19 protein-coding genes are annotated in these 18,346 nt (G+C 63.5%); 11 read left to right on the forward strand and 8 right to left on the reverse strand.

Annotation, left to right across the window (positions count from 1 at the left end; genetic code table 11):
- A partial coding sequence (locus QZ329_RS11505; protein ID WP_295752730.1) for an acyl-CoA dehydrogenase family protein occupies nucleotides 1-1,484 on the forward strand: 1,484 nt, incomplete at its 5' end.
- A 32-nt stretch (nucleotides 1,485-1,516) separates the two neighbouring features.
- Nucleotides 1,517-2,734: an FprA family A-type flavoprotein gene (locus QZ329_RS11510; RefSeq protein WP_295752732.1), complete on the forward strand. Its 1,218-nt coding sequence runs from the start codon at nucleotides 1,517-1,519 to the stop codon at nucleotides 2,732-2,734.
- Nucleotides 2,735-2,860: 126 nt separating this feature from the next.
- On the opposite strand, the gene QZ329_RS11515 is transcribed toward QZ329_RS11510, so the two are convergent.
- The 4 genes from QZ329_RS11515 to QZ329_RS11530 are packed head-to-tail and all read right to left on the reverse strand — an operon-like array spanning nucleotide 2,861 to nucleotide 5,437.
- Nucleotides 2,861-4,393 (reverse strand): DUF4173 domain-containing protein, encoded by a 1,533-nt coding sequence (locus QZ329_RS11515; protein WP_295752735.1) that lies wholly within the window; start codon nucleotides 4,391-4,393, stop codon nucleotides 2,861-2,863.
- Between the two features lie 49 nt (nucleotides 4,394-4,442).
- Entirely contained in the window at nucleotides 4,443-4,664 is a 222-nt protein-coding gene (locus QZ329_RS11520) for a helix-turn-helix transcriptional regulator (RefSeq protein WP_295752737.1), read from the reverse strand.
- 9 nt (nucleotides 4,665-4,673) lie between these two features.
- A complete protein-coding gene (locus QZ329_RS11525; RefSeq protein ID WP_295752740.1) occupies nucleotides 4,674-5,243 on the reverse strand; it encodes a DUF2975 domain-containing protein in 570 nt (189 codons plus the stop codon).
- Nucleotides 5,244-5,257: 14 nt separating this feature from the next.
- Nucleotides 5,258-5,437 carry a hypothetical protein gene (locus tag QZ329_RS11530; RefSeq protein WP_295752742.1) on the reverse strand — a complete coding sequence of 60 codons (180 nt, stop codon included), beginning with the start codon at nucleotides 5,435-5,437 and terminating at the stop codon, nucleotides 5,258-5,260.
- 484 nt (nucleotides 5,438-5,921) lie between these two features.
- On the opposite strand from QZ329_RS11530, the gene QZ329_RS11535 reads away from it, so the two are divergent.
- The 5 genes from QZ329_RS11535 (at nucleotide 5,922) to QZ329_RS11555 (ending at nucleotide 11,928) form a co-directional block, all read left to right on the forward strand.
- Complete coding sequence (locus QZ329_RS11535; protein ID WP_295752745.1) at nucleotides 5,922-6,362, forward strand: MarR family transcriptional regulator; 441 nt, start codon at nucleotides 5,922-5,924, stop codon at nucleotides 6,360-6,362.
- The gene (locus tag QZ329_RS11540) at nucleotides 6,359-8,110 is read left to right on the forward strand and encodes an ABC transporter ATP-binding protein (RefSeq protein WP_295752747.1); all 1,752 of its coding nucleotides are present in this window, start codon (nucleotides 6,359-6,361) and stop codon (nucleotides 8,108-8,110) included. Before QZ329_RS11535 ends, QZ329_RS11540 begins: the two co-directional genes overlap by 4 nt.
- Nucleotides 8,103-9,989, forward strand: a complete 1,887-nt coding sequence (locus QZ329_RS11545; protein WP_295752748.1) for an ABC transporter ATP-binding protein — start codon at nucleotides 8,103-8,105, stop codon at nucleotides 9,987-9,989. The genes QZ329_RS11540 and QZ329_RS11545 overlap by 8 nt, the downstream gene beginning before the upstream one ends.
- Before the next feature lie 209 nt (nucleotides 9,990-10,198).
- The gene (locus QZ329_RS11550) at nucleotides 10,199-10,522 is read left to right on the forward strand and encodes a helix-turn-helix transcriptional regulator (protein WP_295752749.1); all 324 of its coding nucleotides are present in this window, start codon (nucleotides 10,199-10,201) and stop codon (nucleotides 10,520-10,522) included.
- On the forward strand, nucleotides 10,519-11,928 hold the full coding sequence (locus tag QZ329_RS11555; RefSeq protein ID WP_295752751.1) for a DUF2812 domain-containing protein: 1,410 nt from the start codon (nucleotides 10,519-10,521) through the stop codon (nucleotides 11,926-11,928). Before QZ329_RS11550 ends, QZ329_RS11555 begins: the two co-directional genes overlap by 4 nt.
- Before the next feature lie 49 nt (nucleotides 11,929-11,977).
- Here QZ329_RS11555 and spo0A read toward each other — a convergent pair whose 3' ends face one another.
- The gene (gene spo0A, locus QZ329_RS11560) at nucleotides 11,978-12,742 is read right to left on the reverse strand and encodes a sporulation transcription factor Spo0A (protein WP_295752752.1); all 765 of its coding nucleotides are present in this window, start codon (nucleotides 12,740-12,742) and stop codon (nucleotides 11,978-11,980) included.
- Nucleotides 12,743-13,127: 385 nt separating this feature from the next.
- On the opposite strand from spo0A, the gene QZ329_RS11565 reads away from it, so the two are divergent.
- The 4 genes from QZ329_RS11565 to QZ329_RS11580 all read left to right on the forward strand — a co-directional run bounded on the left by QZ329_RS11565 (nucleotide 13,128) and on the right by QZ329_RS11580 (nucleotide 16,056).
- Nucleotides 13,128-13,700, forward strand: a complete 573-nt coding sequence (locus QZ329_RS11565; RefSeq protein WP_295752753.1) for an NUDIX hydrolase — start codon at nucleotides 13,128-13,130, stop codon at nucleotides 13,698-13,700.
- Nucleotides 13,697-14,431, forward strand: coding sequence for a methyltransferase (locus QZ329_RS11570; RefSeq protein WP_295752755.1), 735 nt, complete (start codon nucleotides 13,697-13,699; stop codon nucleotides 14,429-14,431). Before QZ329_RS11565 ends, QZ329_RS11570 begins: the two co-directional genes overlap by 4 nt.
- Nucleotides 14,428-15,264, forward strand: coding sequence for a 16S rRNA (cytidine(1402)-2'-O)-methyltransferase (gene rsmI / locus QZ329_RS11575; RefSeq protein ID WP_295752757.1), 837 nt, complete (start codon nucleotides 14,428-14,430; stop codon nucleotides 15,262-15,264). Before QZ329_RS11570 ends, rsmI begins: the two co-directional genes overlap by 4 nt.
- A gap of 78 nt (nucleotides 15,265-15,342) precedes the next feature.
- Nucleotides 15,343-16,056 carry a M23 family metallopeptidase gene (locus tag QZ329_RS11580; RefSeq protein WP_295752760.1) on the forward strand — a complete coding sequence of 238 codons (714 nt, stop codon included), beginning with the start codon at nucleotides 15,343-15,345 and terminating at the stop codon, nucleotides 16,054-16,056.
- A gap of 96 nt (nucleotides 16,057-16,152) precedes the next feature.
- Here QZ329_RS11580 and QZ329_RS11585 read toward each other — a convergent pair whose 3' ends face one another.
- The 3 genes from QZ329_RS11585 to QZ329_RS11595 form a co-directional block, all read right to left on the reverse strand.
- Nucleotides 16,153-17,130, reverse strand: a complete 978-nt coding sequence (locus tag QZ329_RS11585) for an XdhC/CoxI family protein (RefSeq protein WP_295752762.1) — start codon at nucleotides 17,128-17,130, stop codon at nucleotides 16,153-16,155.
- 34 nt (nucleotides 17,131-17,164) lie between these two features.
- The gene (locus QZ329_RS11590) at nucleotides 17,165-18,010 is read right to left on the reverse strand and encodes a TraX family protein (RefSeq protein ID WP_295752765.1); all 846 of its coding nucleotides are present in this window, start codon (nucleotides 18,008-18,010) and stop codon (nucleotides 17,165-17,167) included.
- A gap of 124 nt (nucleotides 18,011-18,134) precedes the next feature.
- On the reverse strand, nucleotides 18,135-18,346 hold a 212-nt coding region (locus QZ329_RS11595; RefSeq protein WP_295752767.1), incomplete at its 5' end, for a Na+/H+ antiporter NhaC family protein.

Consider the following 18,346-nt stretch of genomic DNA (forward strand, 5'->3'; position numbering starts at 1 on the left):
ACATGGGGGACCACTACCTCTTAAACGGCGAGAAAATCTTCATCACCAACGGCGGCGAGGCGGACACCTATGTGGTCTTCGCCGTCACCACCCCCGGCATCGGCACCCGGGGCATCAGCGCCTTCATCGTGGAAAAGGGCTGGGAGGGCTTCACCTTTGAGGAGCACTATGACAAGATGGGCATCCGCTCCTCCGCCACCTGCCAGCTGAACTTCAACAACGTCAAGATTCCCAAGGAGAACCTTCTGGGCAAGGAGGGCCAGGGCTTTAAGATCGCCATGGCCACGCTGGACGGCGGCCGCATCGGCATCGCGGCCCAGGCTCTGGGCATCGCCCAGGGGGCCTATGAGGCGGCGGTGGAGTACTCCAAGGAGCGGGTTCAGTTCGGCCGTCCCATCTGCCAGCAGCAGAACATCGCCTTCAAGATCGCCGACATGGCCACCAAGCTCCGCTGCGCCCGCTTCCTGGTCTACAGCGCCGCCGAGCTGAAACAGGCCCACGTCCCCTACGGCATGGAGTCCGCCATGGCGAAGCAGTACGCCTCCGACATCGCTCTGGAGGTCACCAACGACGCCCTCCAGATTTTCGGTGGCTGCGGCTACCTCAAGGGCATGGAGGTGGAGCGTTTCTACCGGGACGCCAAGATCACCACCATCTACGAGGGCACCAACGAGATTCAGCGGGTGGTCATCGCCTCCCACATCCTGGGCAAGGCGGGCAAGGCCGACAACGCCGCCCCCGCCCAGCAGAGAGGGCCCGAGACCGGCGCGAGAAAGCGCCAGATCTGGAAGGATGGCACCGCCCAGGAGAAGGTGGAGGCCCTGGTTGCCAGCCTGAAGAAGGACGGCCACGACTTCACCGTGGGCATCCCCATGGACACCCCCATCACCCAGGCGGAGCGGGTGGTTTCCGCCGGCCAGGGCATCGGCGCCAGGGAGAACATGAAGCTCATCGAGGACCTGGCCAAGGCCGCCGGAGCCGCCGTGGGCTCCAGCCGCCCGGTGGCGGAGACGCTGAAATACGTGCCCCTGAACCGCTACGTGGGCATGAGCGGCCAGAAATTCAAGGGGAACCTCTATATCGCCTGCGGCATCTCCGGCGCGATTCAGCACCTCAAGGGCATCAAGGACGCCTCCTGCATCGTGGCCATCAACAAGAACCCCAACGCCAAGATTTTCAAGAACTGCGACTACGGCATCGTGGGCGACGTGATGGAAATCCTGCCCCTGCTCACCGCCGCTCTGGACACCGGAGAGAAGCAGCCCGCGCCCCCCATGGTGAAGATGAAGCGCATGGCGCCCAAGAAGGTCACCCCGCCCCGCAAGCTCTATATCTGCAACGGCTGCGGCCACGAGTACGACGTGCTCCTGGGCGACCCGGAGAACGAGGTCAAGCCCGGCACCGCCTTCAAGGACCTGCCGGAAGGCTGGACCTGCCCCCACTGCGGCGAGGGCGTGGACGCGTTCATCGAGATTGAAGTTTAACCGCTCCGGGAATAAAAGAAGGAGGCAGTTCTATGTATAATTACCGCCAAGTCACCGACGACCTCTACTGGGTAGGCGCGGACGAGCACCGTCTGGCCCTCTTTGAGAATATCCATCCCCTCTACCACGGCGTTTCCTACAACGCGTATGTCCTTCTGGACGAGAAGAGCGTCCTGTTTGACACCGCCGACTGGGCGGTGGGCCGGCAGTTCCTCGCCAACGTGAAGGCCGTGCTGAACGGCCGCCCCCTGGATTATCTGGTCATCAACCACGTGGAGCCGGATCACGCCGCCTCCATTGAAGAGATTCTTCTCCGCTGGCCGGAGGTGAAAATCATCACCACCCCCAAGGCGGTGACGCTTCTCAACCAGTTCGGCTTCGCTCTGGACCCCAACCAGATCGACGAGGTGAAGGAGGGCGACAGCCGCTGCTTCGGCAAGCACACCATCGCCTTTGTCTACGCCCCCATGGTCCACTGGCCGGAGGCCATGGTCTCCTTCGACACCACCAACGGCGTCCTCTTCTCCGCCGACGCCTTCGGCTCTTTCCGCTCGCTGGACGGGAAGCTGTTCGCCGACGAGGTGGACTTCGACCGGGAGTGGATCGACGACGCCCGGCGCTATTACACCAACATCGTGGGCAAATACGGTCCCCAGGTGGTGGCCCTGCTGAACAAGGCCGCCAGCATCGTGGGCCTGGACAACATCAAGATGCTCTGCCCCCTCCACGGCCCCATCTGGCGGAAGGACCTGGGCTATATCATTGACAAGTACACCCACTGGGCCACCTACGAGCCGGAGGAGAAGGGCGTCATGATCGTCTACGCCTCCATGTACGGCAATACGGAGGCCGCCGCCGAGGTGCTGGCCGCCAAGCTGACGGCCAGAGGCGTCACCAACACCCGGCTCTATGACGTGTCCAGCACCCATGTCAGCTACCTCATCTCCGACCTCTTCAAGTACAGCCATCTGGTCCTGGCCTCCGTCACCTACAACCTGGGGATTTTCCCGCCCATGCACAACTTCCTCATGGACATGAAGGCCCTGAACCTCCAGAAGCGCACCGTGGCCATCATGGGCAGCGGCTCCTGGGCGCCCCGCTCCGGCGCGCTGATGCGGGAGGAAATCGAGCAGCTCAAGCACATGGAAATCCTGGACGACGAGATGACCATCACCTCCTCGCTCCAGCCGCAGAACGAGTCGGAGATCGACGCCCTGGCCGACGCCATCGCCGCTTCCCTGCTCAAATAAAACCGCTTCTCCGATCCCATATACCCGGCACGCATGTCCGCCCGGACCTTCCAACAGCGCGCTGGGGGGACAGTGAAGACAAGGGCCAGCCTTTCCACCAGGCTGGCCCTTGGTTTTTGTCCCTTTTTATGGCTGCATTCCCCCCGCCGCAAGACACGCCGACAAGGACCAGGAGCGCCAATCCCGGCACTCCGACTCCGCCCGGGCCCTCCGCTGTGCCAGCAGCTCCGCCAGGGGCCCGCCGTTCCCGTAACCGTCGTACGCACAGACCGGGCGCTCTCCGTCCAGCCGCTCCAGCTGGGACAGCGTGTCGTATGAGAGGCTGTATACCAGATAGTGGACGCTGACTGCGGCGCTCTCCCCGCTCAAATAGCGGTCCACCTGATTCCTGGCAACCAGATAGTCCACCGGCACGCAGTTGATGACCAGCCAGCCTGCCAGCGCCAGGGGGAAGGCCCATTTGCAGAACCCAAAGTCCGGGCTCTTCGCCTTCCACAGTCCCGCCAGGAGAAACAGGGCCATCATCCCCATGCCCCAATAGGTCATGCAGCGCTTGAAGCTCAGACCATAGGCCCGGACGTACAGCGTCATCTTCCAGGCGGCGGAGGCCAGCAGAATCAGGCTCTCTCCCGCCAGCAGCGCGCACAGGCCCCGCAAAACCCTCCAGGCCCCGCCCTCCCGCCGGGAAAGGCACAGGCACGCCAGGGTCAGGCTCAGGTTCCCCACCGTCACCCCCACCATCTGGAAAAACCCGCTCCGGGCCCACTCGGCGTAGCTCACCCCCAGGCTCTCCACGTACTCTGGCCCGCCGAAGAGCCCGGCGGACTGCACCGCCAGGAAGGCCAGATACAGCCCGTCCACCGCCGCCAGCGCCAGCACGAAGCCCAGGGCGTCCGCCCGGAGGACCTTTTTCTCCTCCGCCGGGCACAGCAGCTTCGGGTGGGCCATGGCGTAGAGGAGGCTGAAGACGAACGGCGTCAGCACCAGCGCCCAGAAGAGCCGCTGAAGCACGTCGCCGAAGGGGAGCGCGCGGATATTCCAGTTCAGCGCCTCCAGCGACGCGGCAAAGAGGGCGTCCGCCGACATCAGCACCGGAAGCAGAATGGACACCAGCGCCACCGCCCCGCAGAGCCCCAGGACCACCGCCATGGTCCGGCCGGGCCGGCCGCTCTCCCGCTTGTTGGGAACCGCCGCCGCGAAGCAGGCCCACAGGTTTCCAAACAGCCCCTGGAACAGGAGCCTGCACCGCTCCCCCAGCATCCAAGGGTCCCACCAGGGGCGGCTCCCAAGTCCCGCCGTGACGTGGACGGGAATCAGCACCAGCAGCGCCAGCAGATTCCAGCAGCGGAAATACCAGTTGGACCCCAGGGCCATGGTGGCGGCCAGGAAGAGGTTCGCCGCCAGCAGAACCCGGCTGGACCGCGTCTCGAACATCCCCGGTCCCATCCAGGCTGCGGCCAGCGCGTACCAGGCGAACACCGCAGCCGTCAGCCCGGCGGAGGGTCCGTGCCAGAAAAGGCCGTCCACCAGCAGAAGACAAACCCCCAGCGTCAGGACCAGAAACAGCCGATAGCGGCGTATGGACTCCCCTGCCAATTTCCATGTTTGGGTACGCTTCGCGGACCCTTCCGGCGGAAGGGCGTTGATCAATTCGCTCATATGAATGTCTCCTTATTCGATCGTCCGCCTGTCGCGGACGGTTTCGTTTCTAATCCACAGGTCCCGCCTCATCCGGAACATACTCCAAAAGGTCCCCGGGCTGACAGTCCAGGGCGGCGCAGACCGCCTCCAGGGTGGAGAAGCGCACCGCCTTGGCCTTGTTGTTTTTCAGCACCGACAGGTTCGCAAGGGTGATGTCCACCTTCTCCGAGAGCTGGGAGAGGCTCATTTTCCGCTTCGCCATCATCACGTCCAGATTCACAACAATCATGGCCCCACCTCAAATGGTCAGGTCGTTCTCCGCCTTCAGCTCCGCCGCCTGGCGGAAGAGGGCGGACATGACGAGACACAGCGAGCCTCCCATGGCGAACATAGGCACAAACAGGGCGTTGTAGCTGGCCAGGGGAAGCGGCGAGCGATAGTAACACACGCTGAAAATCACCCTTGCCAAGGCCGCCCCGGCAATGAGGAAGCACGCCCACGCCGCCCGCCGAAGGCTGACGGCGTTCGACGCCGCGAAGGGTTCCCCCCGGAGGATGGTTTGCAGCACCCGCCGGGCCTGCCAGAGGATGACGGCGGTACAGCAGCCGGAGAAGAGGAGGAACAGGGTCAGAACCTGCTCATAAGCAATATTTTCCCTCAAAATCATGTTGGGCCACATGAGGAGCGTGACAACCAGAGGATTGACCGGGTCCTGCGGGTCATGCCATATGTCCAGGAGCTCAAACAGATTTCCCTTCAACGCCACGAAAGTGGGAACCAAAAACAAAGCGATCAAATTGCAGACCAACGTAACCAACACCAGGACATAGAGCACCCTGGCGATTTTCCACACCGGGATTTTTTCCATCGTCCTTCCCCCTCTCAAAGCGGCCTCGTGATGAACTCCATCATCACCGCCATCCCCGCCGCCAAAAGCGCAAACGCCCCGGCGCCGGAGAAAATTTTCAGCTTATTCCCCTGCCGGAATCCGCTCACTGCCATCACGCCGCCCCAGATGGCCAGCACCAGCGCGGCGGGAATCAACAGTATCGTCAGACTCATAATAAACCGCCTCCTTTTTCTGGTATCCTATCATGGTCTCATTTGATTGTCAATAAGTTTTTATCGTTTTTCAATAAAAATACATTGATAAACAGTTGAACCCTCTCCCTGCTCCGTCCGTCCCGCCTCACTCTTTCCAAAGCGGCGGCAGAGGGGGGGGCAAACGGAAAGCGGGCAGCCCGTTGGGGCTGCCCGCTTTCCTGTATGATTGTAGAGAAAGGAGAGGGAAAATGGTGGGGTCGACAAGCGGTTCTCGCTTGTTGGGTTTATCATAACGGCAGTCTTGCGGAATGTCAACGGCTTTCCCACAACCTTCACACTTTGTTTACAACCGACAAATTTTTCCTCCTTTTATTTACAAATCATTCAAAAATAATCCAAATTTCACCCTTGACAGATCAGTTGGAATCTGCTAATATTTAGCACGCTAACATTTAGCGCACTAACGATTTTGTCCCAACGGGGACGTGGAAGGAGCTTGCCGATGAACGACCGCTGTCAAAGCCTGGGCCCCACCCTGGGCTGGGCGGCCCACATGTCCAAGGCCGCCATGGACGCCCGAGTCTCCCAGTATGACGTGACGCCGGGGCAGACCCACGTTTTGCTCTACCTCAACCAGCAAGGCGGGCATGCCCTCCAGCATGAGCTGACGGCCTATCTGCGGGTAAAGCCCTCCACCGTCAACGGCATTCTGGACCGGATGGAGGAAAAGGACCTGGTCCGCCGCTCCGTCAGCGGACGGGACGCCCGCCGCCGCCTCATCACGCTGACGGAAAAGGGCGCGGAGCAGCAGGCCCTGTTCCAGCGGAGCTTTCTGGATGTGGAGGAAGCCATGGTCCGGGGCTTTGCGCCGGAGGAGAAGGAGACCCTGGCGGCCCTTCTGAACCGCGTGATTCAAAATCTCAAGGAGGATTCCCAAGTATGACCAAGAAACTTTGGCCCCATGCCCGGCCCTATGCCCTGTGGATTCTTGTGGGCGTGGCGTGCAGCGCCATGGAGGCCGTCTTCGAACTGCTGATTCCCCTGGTGATGAGCGACATTGTGGACATCGGCATCGCCAACGGGGACCAGTCCTTTATACTCCGCAAGGGCGCGCTGATGGTTGTTCTGGCGGTGGCCTCCCTGTGCTTCGGCCTGGGGGCGGCGGTGACCTCCTCCGTGGCGGGCATGGGCTTTGGCGCGAACCTCCGGCAGGCGGAGTACGACCACATCCAGACCTTCGCCTTCTCCAACATCGAGAAGTTCTCCACCGCCTCCCTGGTGACCCGGCTGACCAACGACGTCCACAACCTGCAAATGTCCCTGATGATGTCCATGCGTCTCATGGTCCGGGCCCCGGTGATGCTGGTCTCCGCCCTGTTTTTCTCCATCCGCATCAGCTACCGCCTCAGCAACATCTTCCTGGTGGCCCTGCCTCTGCTGCTGGTGGTTGTGGTCCTGCTGCTGGTGAAAATCGGGCCTCTCTTCCGCTCCCTCCAGGAGAAGACCGACGCGCTGAACCTGGTGGTGCAGGAGAACCTGGCGGGCATCCGCGTCGTAAAATCCTTCGTCCGGGAGGACCGGGAGCGGGAGAAGTTCGCCGAGCGGAACAACGATTTGAAGAACACCTCCCTCCGGGCCTTCGGCAAGGTGGTCATCAACATGCCGTTGATGATGCTGATCGTCTACGGCACCATCATCGCCGTCATGTGGTTCGGCGGGCAGATGGTCTACGCCGGCACCCTGGAGGCCGGAAAGCTCATCACCTACTTCACTTACATCAGCCAGATCATGATGTCCCTGATGATGGTCTCCATGATCTTCATGATGCTCACCCGCACCATCGCCTGCGCCAAGCGGGTGACGGAAGTTCTCAGCGAGGTTCCCGCCATCACCGACAGCGGGGCGGAAACCGGCGCGGACGGCCTCCCCGCCGCCGTGGCGGACGGTTCCATTGACTTTGACCACGTGTCCTTCAAGTACAACGCCGAAAGCGCCGGATGGATTCTGGAGGATATCAGCCTCCACATCCCCTCCGGCTGCACCGTGGGCGTCCTGGGGGGCACCGGCAGCGGCAAGACCTCCCTGGTCTCCCTCATTCCCCGGCTCTACGAGGCGGACAAGGGCACGGTGTCCGTAGGCGGACGGCCCGTATCCGCCTACACCATGGAGCACCTCCGGGAGTCCGTCAGCATGGTGCTGCAAAAGAACACCCTGTTCACCGGGACCATTCGGGAAAACCTCCTTTGGGGAAACCCGGAGGCCACGGAGGAAGCGCTCTGGGCCGCCTGCCGGGCCGCCTGCGCCGACGAGTTTCTGGAGCGGATGCCCGACGGTCTGGACACCGACCTGGGCCAGGGCGGCGTGAACGTCTCCGGCGGGCAGAAGCAGCGCCTGTGCATCGCCCGGGCGATTTTGAAGCGGCCCAAGGTCCTGATTCTGGACGACTCCACCAGCGCCGTGGACACGGCGACAGACGCCAAAATCCGCGCCGCCTTCGCCTCGGAGCTGAAGGACGCCACCAAGCTTATCATCGCCCAGCGGGTGGCCTCCGTCCGGGAGGCGGACCTGATTCTGGTGATGGACGGCGGGCGCATCGCCGCCCAGGGAACCCATGAGGAGCTGATGAAGACCTGCGGCATCTACCAGGAGGTCTACCGTTCCCAGCAGGAAGGAGTGAGCATCGATGGCTAAACATGGACACGGCGGTCCCGGCGGCCCGGGAGGTCCGGGAGGCCCCGGCGGCTTCCGCAAGCCGAAAAACATCCGGGGCGCCCTGGCCAAGCTCATGCGGTATCTTGGCCGCTACAAACCCCATCTGGCTCTGGTGGCACTGCTGCTGGTCGTCAGCTCCGCCTGCACCGTGGGCGGGTCCTACCTCATCCGGCCCCTGATTAACGACTATATTCTCCCCGGCGACTTCCCGGGCCTTGCCCGGATGCTGGCAGTCATGGCCCTGGTCTATATCCTGGGCGCGGCGGCCTCCTTCGGCTACAGCCGGATCATGGTCCACATCTCCCAGACCACGGTGGCAAACATCCGGTCCGACCTCTTCGGCCGGATGCAGAACCTGCCCCTGAAATTTTTCGACACCCACACCCACGGCGAGCTCATGAGCCGCTACACCAACGACATCGAAACCGTCTCCGAGGCCCTGAACAACAGCTTCGGAAACCTGATTTCCTGCACGCTGAACTTCACCGGCACCATCGTCATGATGCTGGTCCTCAGCCCCGCCCTGACGCTCATCACCTTCGCCACGCTGGCGGTGATGCTGCTGGTGGTGAAGACCATCGGCTCCCGCTCCCGCCGCTACTTCGCCCAGCAGCAAAAGGCCCTGGGCGACGTGAACGGCTACATTGAGGAGATGATCGAGGGGCAGAAGGTCATCAAGGTCTTCAACCACGAGCGGGAGGCCCAGGCGGATTTCCAAAAGCGGAACACGGCCTATCGGGACGCGGCCGCCCGGGCCCAGATTTTCTCCGGGATGATGATGCCCGCCATGGGAAACCTGAACTATATCAACTACGCCGTCACCTGCTGCGTGGGGGGCCTCCTGGCCATCCGGAACGGCGATTTGGGCGGACTGGCGGCCTTTCTCCAGTACTCCCGGCAGGTGGGCCAGCCTATCACCCAAATTTCCCAACAGGTGAACACCCTTCTCTCCGCCGTGGCCGGCGCGGAGCGCATCTTTGAGATCATGGAGACCCCGCCGGAGGCCGACGAGGGCAAAATCCGTTTGGTCCGGGCGGCGGAGGACGAGACCGGAACCCTCACCCGGGTCCACCGGGACACGAACGCCTGGGCCTGGCTGAAGCCCGACGGAACCCTGGTTCCCCTCCGGGGGGACGTCCGGTTCGACCATGTGGTCTTCGGCTATGACGAGGACCGGACCATCCTCCACGACGTCTCCCTCTTCGCAAAGCCCGGGCAGAAGATCGCCTTCGTGGGCTCCACCGGCGCGGGGAAGACCACCATCACCAGCCTCATCAACCGCTTTTACGAAATTCAGGGCGGCGCCATCACCTACGACGGGCTGGACATCCGGGACATTGCCAAGGAGTCCCTCCGCCGCTCTCTGGGCGTGGTGCTTCAAGACACCCATCTCTTCACCGGCACCGTGGCGGACAACATCCGCTACGGCCGCCTGGACGCCACAGACGAGGAGGTGGAGGCGGCGGCGAAGCTGGCGGGGGCGGACGGCTTCATCCGCCATCTGCCCCAGGGCTATCAGACCGTCCTCTCCGGCGACGGCGGCAGCCTCAGCCAGGGGGAGCGGCAGCTTTTGAACATCGCCCGGGCCGCCTGCGCCAACCCGCCGGTGCTTATCCTGGACGAGGCCACCAGCTCCATCGACACCCGGACGGAAACGCTCATCGAGCGGGGCATGGACCGCCTTATGGCCGGCCGGACGGTCTTCGTCATTGCCCACCGGCTCTCCACCGTCCGCAACTCCAAGGCCATTATGGTCCTGGAACAGGGGGAGATCATCGAGCGGGGCGACCACGACGATTTGCTGGAGCAAAAGGGGCGGTACTACCAGCTCTATACGGGTATGGCGGAACTGGCGTAATGGTTCCGCCACGCGGCTGGCCTTCGGGTCAGCCGCGTTTCCGCGTGGAAACGATTATTCGAAGAGTCCATTGTGCAGGGGCAAACCGGCGTATCCGCCCCTGCGTCCTGTCTCCGCTGCTCGCTTTTTCACATTCCCCCTTGACAATATCGATGTTCGATATTATACTGGAACCAGCAATAACGATATTCGATATCAGGAGGTCCGGTATGGCGCGGGAAAAGTTCCAGACCCTGACGGAGCCCATGTTCTACATACTCCTCTCCCTTCGGGAGGAGTGCTGCGGCACGGATATCATGGCCCGGGTCTCCGCGCTGACCCATGGGCGGGTGGCCCTTGGACCCGGGACTTTGTACAACCTCCTGGACCGCTTCCAACAGGCGGAGATGATCCGGGAAACCGCCGTAGAGGGCCGGAAGCGGAGCTACCGGATCACGGACAAGGGGCGGGAGACCCTGCGGGCGGAGTACCTCCGCCTGCTGGCTTTGACCGAGGACTACAAGACCTGTGTGGGAGAGGAGGACCCAGGATGAAAACCGTCAAGTACCGCTGGAACACCCTTTGCCTCTATGACTACCGGGGCGTGGAGGACCATCTCTCCGCCATGGCCGCCAAGGGCTGGCGGCTGGAGAAGACGGGGAACAGCTTCTGGAAATACCGCCGGGCGGAGCCGGCGAGGGTCCGCTACGCCGTTACCTACAGCGACAGCGCCTCCCAGTTCAACCCCGGCCCCACGGAGAGCCAGCAGTCCCTGGAGGAGCTGTGCGCCGCCGCCGGGTGGAAGAAGGTCTGCGACTGGTTTCAAATGCAGATTTTCTCCACGGAGGACGAGGACGCCGTCCCCCTGGAGACCGACGAGGCCCTGCGCCTGGAGAACATCCACCGCTCCATGCGCAAGAACTTCCTGCCCTCCAGCTTCGTCCTGCTGGCCCTTGGCCTGCTGATGTCCGCCTCCATGGTGTACTCCCTGATCTCCGGAGACATCTACCGGCTGTTTGCGCAGAACTCCCGGCTCTTCACCGGCACCATGTTTTTGCTGATAACGGCTCTGGAGATTTTCACCCTGGGCTATTATTACAGATGGCGGCAGAAATCCCGGCGCTCCGTGGAGGCGGGCGGGGACTGCGCCCCGGTCAACAGCCGGGTTTTCCGGCGGCTGAACACGGTGGGGCTGGCGCTGGTGGGGGCGCTGACGGCGGTCTATCTGGCGCTGGAGGTTTTCAGCGGGTGGAATGGAATGGTCCTCTTTTTCGGGATATACACCGCCCTGCTGTTCCTGCTGATGTTCCTGGTCCGGCGGACCACCGCTCTCCTCCGGAAGCGGAAAGCCTCCAAGAGCGTCAACATCGCGGGGACCCTGGCGGTGGACGTGGTATTAGCCTTCGCCCTTGTGGGCGGGGTGGTCTACGGCTCCCTCCATTTCGGCTGGTTTTTTGACGACGGCGGCGCGGAGGAAACCTACGAGTACCGGGGCCGGGAGTGGGACGTGTCCCCCCGGGAGGACCTTCCCCTGACGCTGGCGGAGCTCACTGGGGAACGCTATGACCACGTCAGCCGCCGGGCGGTGGACATAGGGTCCTTCTTCCTCCCTGAGCGGCAGTACTCCGAGGACGCTTTGTTTCACGACGGGCCCAAAATCTGCCATTTGTCCTATTCCATCTACGAGCCCCGGTTCCAGTGGCTCTATGATGCCACAATGAACCACTTCCTGAAGAAAAACACCGTCTCCGGTCCCATCTACGGGCTCACCGTACGCTACCTCCCCGAGGCCCCGGCCCCCTGGGGCGCGGAAGCCGCCTACCGCCGCTATTTCACGGACACGCCCCTGAACACCTGGCTTCTGTGCTACCCGGACCGTATCGTGGTAGTGTCCCCGGGGGACATCCCCACGGAGGACCAGAAGGCCCTCTTCGCCGCCCGCCTGGGGCCGGGAACATAAAAAAACGGGGAGAGCCCTGTGTCTCTCCCCGTTCCTTGTTGTCCGGCGCTTACGCCTTGAAGACCCAGCTGTCTCCGTTGAGCATCAGGCGGTCGGCGATCATAGCGATGAACTCCGAATTGGTGGGCTTACCCTTGGTGTTGGACACGGTATAGCCGAAGTACTTTTGCAGCGTCTCCAGGTCTCCCCGGTCCCAGGCCACCTCAATGGCGTGACGGATGGCCCGCTCCACCCGGGAGGGCGTGGTTCCAAAGCGCTTGGCCACCGCCGGGTAGAGGACCTTTGTCACCGCGTTGATCACCTCCATGTCGTTCACGGTGATCATAATGGCCTCCCGCAGGTACTGATAGCCCTTGATATGGGCGGGAACTCCAATCTCGTGAATCACGGCGGTGACGGTATTCTTCAGCGCGAAGAGCCGCATATCAGGGGTAGAAGGGCTTTCAAAAATCCCCCGCATACGCTCCAGCAGCGAGTTGGGCTCGCAGGGCTTTGGCAGGTAGTAGCACACGCCCAGCTTTTCCGCGTCGGCCAAAACCTGGTTTCCGCAAAAGGCGGAGACGATGACGGTTTTGGGCATATACCCCTCCCGGTCCTTCAGCGTCTTCAGCAGCCCCAGTCCGTCCAATCCCGGCAGGGCCACATCCATCAGCATAAGATCGGGTTTCAGGGTTTCGATCAGCTCCAGCGCCTCCTGCCCGTCCCCGATGGAAGCCGTCACGGTAAACTCACCGGCCTGCTCGATGGCCTCCTGCAGCATAGAGCGGAATTCTTCACTGGCATCCGCCAAAAGCACAGTTCTCTTATTCTCCATGATGTTTCCTGTCCCTTTCCTTCATGATCCGGCTGTCAGAGCGTCCTGACACTCTCAGCTCGTTTTCTATAAAATAGCATAAATTTCCAGATTTTTCAAGATGGGATTACAAAAAACCTGAATTTTTCTTCGACATATTTTTTAGTTTACAGCAGTTTTCCTGTATAAACCCCATATATTGTGCACATTTTTCTTTTTTCCAAAAAATTCTACCACAGCCCGCCGTCCGGAAACGGTCCCGCCTCCTCGGGAACACCCTGTCCCGGCAAAAAAACCGCGCTTTCTTCGCCGGCTTGGAGAAGGGGCCTCGAACGGCCCGCCGCATTTCCGCTTCCCCTTCCTCCCAAATTGTGTTATCATAGAGGAACGAAAAGGAGGTTGCGCCATGAATTTAACCGCCCAGCTGCACGCCTTCCGTCCCTGGAACGAGCAGGAGACCCAGGACCGGGCCGAGCTGGTCCGCCGCCTGGAGAGCGGCGAGCCGCTGTACAGCCGGAGGAATCCCGCCGCGCACCTGACCGCCTCCGCCTGGGTGGTCAGCCCGGACCGGCGGCAGGTCCTGCTGGCCTATCACAATCTCTATGATTCCTGGGCCTGGCTGGGGGGCCACGCCGACGGGGAGCGGGACCTTCTCTCCGCCGCCCTCCGGGAGGTCCGGGAGGAGAGCGGCCTGGAGGACGTCCGCCCCCTGTCTCCCGATCTCTACTCCGTGGAAATTCTCACGGTGGACGGCCACGAGAAGGGGGGCGTCTATGTCTCCTCCCACCTCCACCTGAACGTCACCTTCCTTCTGGAGGCGGACCCCGCCGCTCCGGTGCGCTGCAAACCCGACGAGAACAGCCGGGTGGGCTGGTTCGGCCGGGAGGAGGCCGTCGCCGCCTCCAGCGAGCCCTGGTTCCGGGAGCGGATTTACTCCAAGCTGAACGCCAAGCTGGCCGCCTTTCCCCCCGCCCCATGACGGAGGGGCTCCACTGGGAGGCGCTGTGCCCCGGCGGCCTCCGCTTTGTCTATGGAAACGGGCAGTTTCCCCCGGGGCTGGACAGCTTTGTCCTCGCCTCCCTGCCCGGGCTGAAGCCGGGGATGAGGGTCTGCGACCTGGGCTGCGGCACGGGGCTTCTGGGCCTTCTTCTCCTCCAGCGCCAGCCCGCTTTGACGGTGACGGGGCTGGACATCCAGCCGGAGGCCGTCCGGCTGGGGAAGCTGGCGGCGGAGGAAAACCGCCTGAAGGACCGCCTGACCTTCCGTCTGGAGGACCTGCGGGAGACGGCCCTCCCCGCCGCCCGCTTCGATCTGGCGGTCTGCAATCCGCCCTACTTCCCCCTCTCCAGCGGCCCCCCGCCCCAAACGGCCCCCCGCCGGGCCGCCCGGACGGAGGAGACCTGCACCCTGGAGGACGTCTGCCGTACCGCCTCGCGGCTGCTGCGGTGGGGCGGGTCCCTCTGTCTGGTCCACAAGCCGGAGCGGCTGGCGGACCTTCTCTGCACCCTGCGGCAGGAGGGTCTGGAGGCCAAGCGGCTGCGCTTCGTCTGCTCCAGACCCCAGGCGGCCCCCTCCCTGGTGCTGGCGGAGGCCCGCCGGGGCGGCAGACCGGGGCTGACCGTTGCGCCTCCACTGATTCTGGAGTCCTCCGGCGGCGGACCCACGGCGGAATTGGACCGCATCTATTTTAGAGAGGTGAACGCGCCATGAGCGGAACGCTGTATCTGGTCGCCACACCCATCGGCAACCTGGGGGACCTGTCCCCCAGAGCCGTGGAGACTCTGGCGGCGGTGGATTTCATCGCGGCGGAGGACACCCGGGTGTCCTTGAAGCTGCTGAATCACTTTCAAATCAAAAAGCCCCTGGTGAGCTATCACGAGCACAACCACGTCTCCGCCGGGCAGACCGTCCTCGCCCGCCTTCTGGCGGGGGAGAGCTGCGCCCTGGTCACGGACGCCGGCACCCCCGCCGTCTCGGACCCCGGGGAGGACCTGGTCCGTCTCTGCGGGGAACACGGCGTGACGGTGCTGTCCATCCCCGGCTGCTGCGCCGCGGTGAACGCCCTGGCGGTCAGCGGTCTGCCCACGGGGCGCTTCACCTTCGAGGGTTTCCTGTCCGTCAGCAAAAAGAGCCGGCGGGAGCATCTGGAGAGCCTCCGGAACGAGCGGCGGACCATGATCTTCCACGAGGCCCCCCACAAGCTCCGGTCCACGCTGGCGGACTTCTGCGAGACCTTTGGCCCGGAGCGCCGGATCGCCCTCTGCCGGGAGCTGACCAAGCTCCACGAGGAGACCCGCCGCTGCACCCTGGGGGAGGCCGCCGCCTATTACGAGGAAACCGCCCCCAGAGGGGAGTACGTCCTGGTGGTGGCGGGCGCCTCGCCGGAGGCGGTTGCCGCCGTCTCCCTGGAGGAGGGCGCGGCCCAGGTACTGGCCCTGGTGGAGGCCGGGGCCCGGTTAAAGGACGCCGCCAGGGAGGTGGCGGACCACACCGGCCTGGGGAAAAACGAGCTCTACGCCGCCGCCCTGGAGCGGCGAAAGTAAAATGACGGAGCCAGTATAATTCTGGCAGAAAGCGTCCATACTTCCCTCAGACTTTTTAAATGAGGGAGGAACTCTTGCATGGAACACAAACTGAAATCCATCCTCAGCGGCGCGGGCTTCTATATTCTTCTGGCCCTCTGTCTGGCCGTCGCCGGCGTCTGCGGCTATTTCCTGCTCTTCTCCGGGGATGAGGCTCCGGCAGAAGAGGTCCCGCCTCCGGCGGCGGTCAGCGCCCCGGTGGGGGACGTGTATGTCCCCGAGCCCGAGCCGGACGAGGAGGAGCCCCCGGTGGAAGCCTCCGCCCCGGCCCCGGTGGAGGTAGAGATCGTCCCCACCATGCCCGAGGTGGAGGTGGACAGCACGCCGGTGGCGGCGGAGGCCCCCCAGCTGGTGGTCTCGCCGCTGAAGGGCGAGGTGCTGATGGCCTTCTCCGTGGACCAGCTGGTCTACAGCCCCACTCTGGCGGACTGGCGGACCCATGACGGCGTGGACATCTCCGCCACGCCGGGAACCACGGTCCTGGCCGCCTCCGCCGGCACGGTGGCCTCGGTGGAGAACGATCCTCTGATGGGCACCACGGTGGTAATTGACCATCCCGGAGGCTGCACCACCACGTACTCCAACCTCCAGGACACGCCCACGGTACTGCCCGGGGACCTGGTCACTGCCGGGCAGATCATCGGCGCGGTGGGCGTCACCGCCGCCGCCGAGGCCGCCCAGAGCCCGCACCTGCACTTCTCCGTCTCCCAGGACGGGGAGCCGGTGAATCCCGACGAATTCCTGAACCGCTGAACCCCCGGCCCAAGCGCCGGAGGCGTCCCCCACACACAGCCTGAAGCCCCCCTGCCGGTTCCCGGCAGGGGGGCTTTTTTGCTCCGTCGAAACTTCTTACAAATGGGAGGGGCATCCGTGGGCCGCCTCTCCGGCGGCCTCTCTGCGCAGGGCCCGCTCATAGATCAGCTCCCCCGTGACGCTGACGGCAATCTCCTCCGGCGTCACCGCCTTGATGGCGGCGCCAATGGGGGTGTGCACCCGGGAGATGGCATCCTCGGGAACGCCCGCCTCCCGGAGCTTTCCGTTGACATAGGCCGTCTTTGTCCGGGAGCCCATGACCCCCACGTAAGCCAGGGGCCGCCGGAGCAGCTGCTCCTCCACCTCGAAGTCGTGGCTGTGCCCGCTGGTCATGACCACAGCGTAGTCCTCCGCCGTCAGCTCCAGCCCGGCGGCGATGTCGGTATAGCTGTGGCAGACCACCGTCTCCGCCTCTGGGAACCGCTCCGCGGAGGCAAACTCCGGCCGGTCGTCAAACACCGCCACCCGGAAGCCCACGCTCCGCAGCACCGGCACCAGGGCCAGGGCGCAGTGCCCGCCACCGAAGATCACCACCCGCTCTCCCACCGGCAGAGGCAGGGTCAGCCGCCGCCCGTCCCAGACGGGGCAGCTTGGGGTCTCCTCCAGCAGCGCCGGGTCCGCGCCGGTTTCCAGGACCAGCCCGCCGCCCCGGTGGGCCTCCAGCCGCGCCAGGACCTCCCGGGCCAGGGTCCTCCAGGCGGCGGCGTCCCGGGGAACAAACTGGAGCAGCACCGTCTGCTCCCCGCCGCAGACGGAGTCCAGCTCCCCCCCGTGGCGGAGCTCCAGGCGGCGCACGGCGGTCCCCCTCTTCTCCAGCACCTCCTCCGCCAGAGCCAGGGCCTGGGCCTCCCCCGGCCCGCCGCCGATGGTCCCGGCGACAAGGCCCTCCCGGCCCGCCAGAAGCTGGGACCCGGCCCCCCGGGGGGTAGACCCCTGGGCCGATGCCACCGTGACCAGCACAGCGTCCTCTCCCCGGTTCAGCAGGTCCAGCAGGCTTTGAAACATCTCAAACATAGCGGCGCTCCCTTCCCTTCCTCCGGGGGACTCCTCACGCCAAGAGAGGATACGCCGCCCAGGAAAGCGCGTATAATACATAAATGTGGGCCGGATAGAACCAGTAGAAAAACCGCTTCGGTCCCCGGCCCCGCTCCTCATTATAGCACAGCATCAGAAGAGCCGCAAGGGCGCCGTACCACTCGTAAACGGTGGTGAACATCATGGTCCAGTGGAACTCCGGCGACCGGGAGAGCACCAGCAGGGGGAGGAGGAAGGAACAGACCATCGTCCCGGCCACAAAGATTCCGGCCTGAACCCTCCGGTTTCTCCGGAAGCCGTAGAGAAGAATACCTGTAAGGATGACAAAGATATTGGCGTCCGGATTGCTGTTCCACATGGGCAGCAGCGTATACCCCAGGACGGTCAGGGGCATCCGCAAAGCGGGCGCGCCCCGCATCAGCAGCCCCGCCAGAACGGGCCACGCCAGCGGCAGGATCACCGCCGCCAGCCCGGGGCCCCAGCGTTTTTCCCCCAGCCAGTCCATGCCCTGAAAGACCGCCATCAAGATCGCAAAGGAGGTCATCATGCCGTTCAGGGGATAGAATCCGTCGGGGCGGACCGGAAGGACGCCGCACATCATCAGAAGCAGCAGGCCGGACATAAGAAGGTGAATGGCATATACTTTTAAAAAGTAGCGCCTTCGATTGTGCGTATGGGTGAATCCCTCCGCGAGGCAGAAGAGGAACAGCGGCGCGGACAGCCGCCCCGCCATGCTGAACCACTCCGGAATCCGCCCTGTGTAGGCAAAAAGATAATGAATGTGGTCCAGGACCATCAGCCCTAACGCAATCCACTTCAGCTCCATGGAGCTAAAACCCCGCCCTTGCAAACGTCTCATGAACACGCTCCCCTTCTATGTATTATTGAATTGATACAATAGTATAATAATACAAAAAAGAGCCCCTGTCAAGCAAAAAAAGCGCCCGGCCGGCGGCCGGGCGCTCTGGACGTCAGGAGGAGATTCAGGCGGCGCTTTTGTTTCTGGACCGGAGCACGAACAGCGTGCCGATCATCAGCAAAATGCCGATGGGCAGGCCCAGCAGGCCGGGCGCGCCCACGCTTACCAGGATGCCCGCGATGAGGTAGGTCACGCCGGACACCACCGCGCAGGTAATGGCGTAGGGCAGCTGGGTGGACACGTGGTTCACGTGGTCGCACTGGGCGCCGGCGGAGG

The organism is uncultured Oscillibacter sp. (assembly GCF_910579365.1).
Classification (GTDB): Bacteria; Bacillota; Clostridia; order Oscillospirales; family Oscillospiraceae; genus Oscillibacter.

What these genes read in the sequence shown, in the direction of transcription:
- QZ329_RS11555 (WP_295752751.1), top strand. Translation starts at nt 10,519, where the DNA reads ATGAAAACCGTCAAGTACCGCTGGAACACCCTTTGCCTCTATGACTAC.
- QZ329_RS11535 (WP_295752745.1), top strand. Translation starts at nt 5,922, where the DNA reads ATGAACGACCGCTGTCAAAGCCTGGGCCCCACCCTGGGCTGGGCGGCC.
- QZ329_RS11545 (WP_295752748.1), top strand. Translation starts at nt 8,103, where the DNA reads ATGGCTAAACATGGACACGGCGGTCCCGGCGGCCCGGGAGGTCCGGGA.
- QZ329_RS11565 (WP_295752753.1), top strand. Translation starts at nt 13,128, where the DNA reads ATGAATTTAACCGCCCAGCTGCACGCCTTCCGTCCCTGGAACGAGCAG.
- rsmI (WP_295752757.1), top strand. Translation starts at nt 14,428, where the DNA reads ATGAGCGGAACGCTGTATCTGGTCGCCACACCCATCGGCAACCTGGGG.
- QZ329_RS11515 (WP_295752735.1), bottom strand. Translation starts at nt 4,393, where the DNA reads ATGAGCGAATTGATCAACGCCCTTCCGCCGGAAGGGTCCGCGAAGCGT.
- spo0A (WP_295752752.1), bottom strand. Translation starts at nt 12,742, where the DNA reads ATGGAGAATAAGAGAACTGTGCTTTTGGCGGATGCCAGTGAAGAATTC.
- QZ329_RS11550 (WP_295752749.1), top strand. Translation starts at nt 10,199, where the DNA reads ATGGCGCGGGAAAAGTTCCAGACCCTGACGGAGCCCATGTTCTACATA.
- QZ329_RS11540 (WP_295752747.1), top strand. Translation starts at nt 6,359, where the DNA reads ATGACCAAGAAACTTTGGCCCCATGCCCGGCCCTATGCCCTGTGGATT.
- QZ329_RS11530 (WP_295752742.1), bottom strand. Translation starts at nt 5,437, where the DNA reads ATGAGTCTGACGATACTGTTGATTCCCGCCGCGCTGGTGCTGGCCATC.
- QZ329_RS11525 (WP_295752740.1), bottom strand. Translation starts at nt 5,243, where the DNA reads ATGGAAAAAATCCCGGTGTGGAAAATCGCCAGGGTGCTCTATGTCCTG.
- QZ329_RS11590 (WP_295752765.1), bottom strand. Translation starts at nt 18,010, where the DNA reads ATGAGACGTTTGCAAGGGCGGGGTTTTAGCTCCATGGAGCTGAAGTGG.
- QZ329_RS11570 (WP_295752755.1), top strand. Translation starts at nt 13,697, where the DNA reads ATGACGGAGGGGCTCCACTGGGAGGCGCTGTGCCCCGGCGGCCTCCGC.
- QZ329_RS11520 (WP_295752737.1), bottom strand. Translation starts at nt 4,664, where the DNA reads ATGATTGTTGTGAATCTGGACGTGATGATGGCGAAGCGGAAAATGAGC.
- QZ329_RS11580 (WP_295752760.1), top strand. Translation starts at nt 15,343, where the DNA reads ATGGAACACAAACTGAAATCCATCCTCAGCGGCGCGGGCTTCTATATT.
- QZ329_RS11510 (WP_295752732.1), top strand. Translation starts at nt 1,517, where the DNA reads ATGTATAATTACCGCCAAGTCACCGACGACCTCTACTGGGTAGGCGCG.
- QZ329_RS11585 (WP_295752762.1), bottom strand. Translation starts at nt 17,130, where the DNA reads ATGTTTGAGATGTTTCAAAGCCTGCTGGACCTGCTGAACCGGGGAGAG.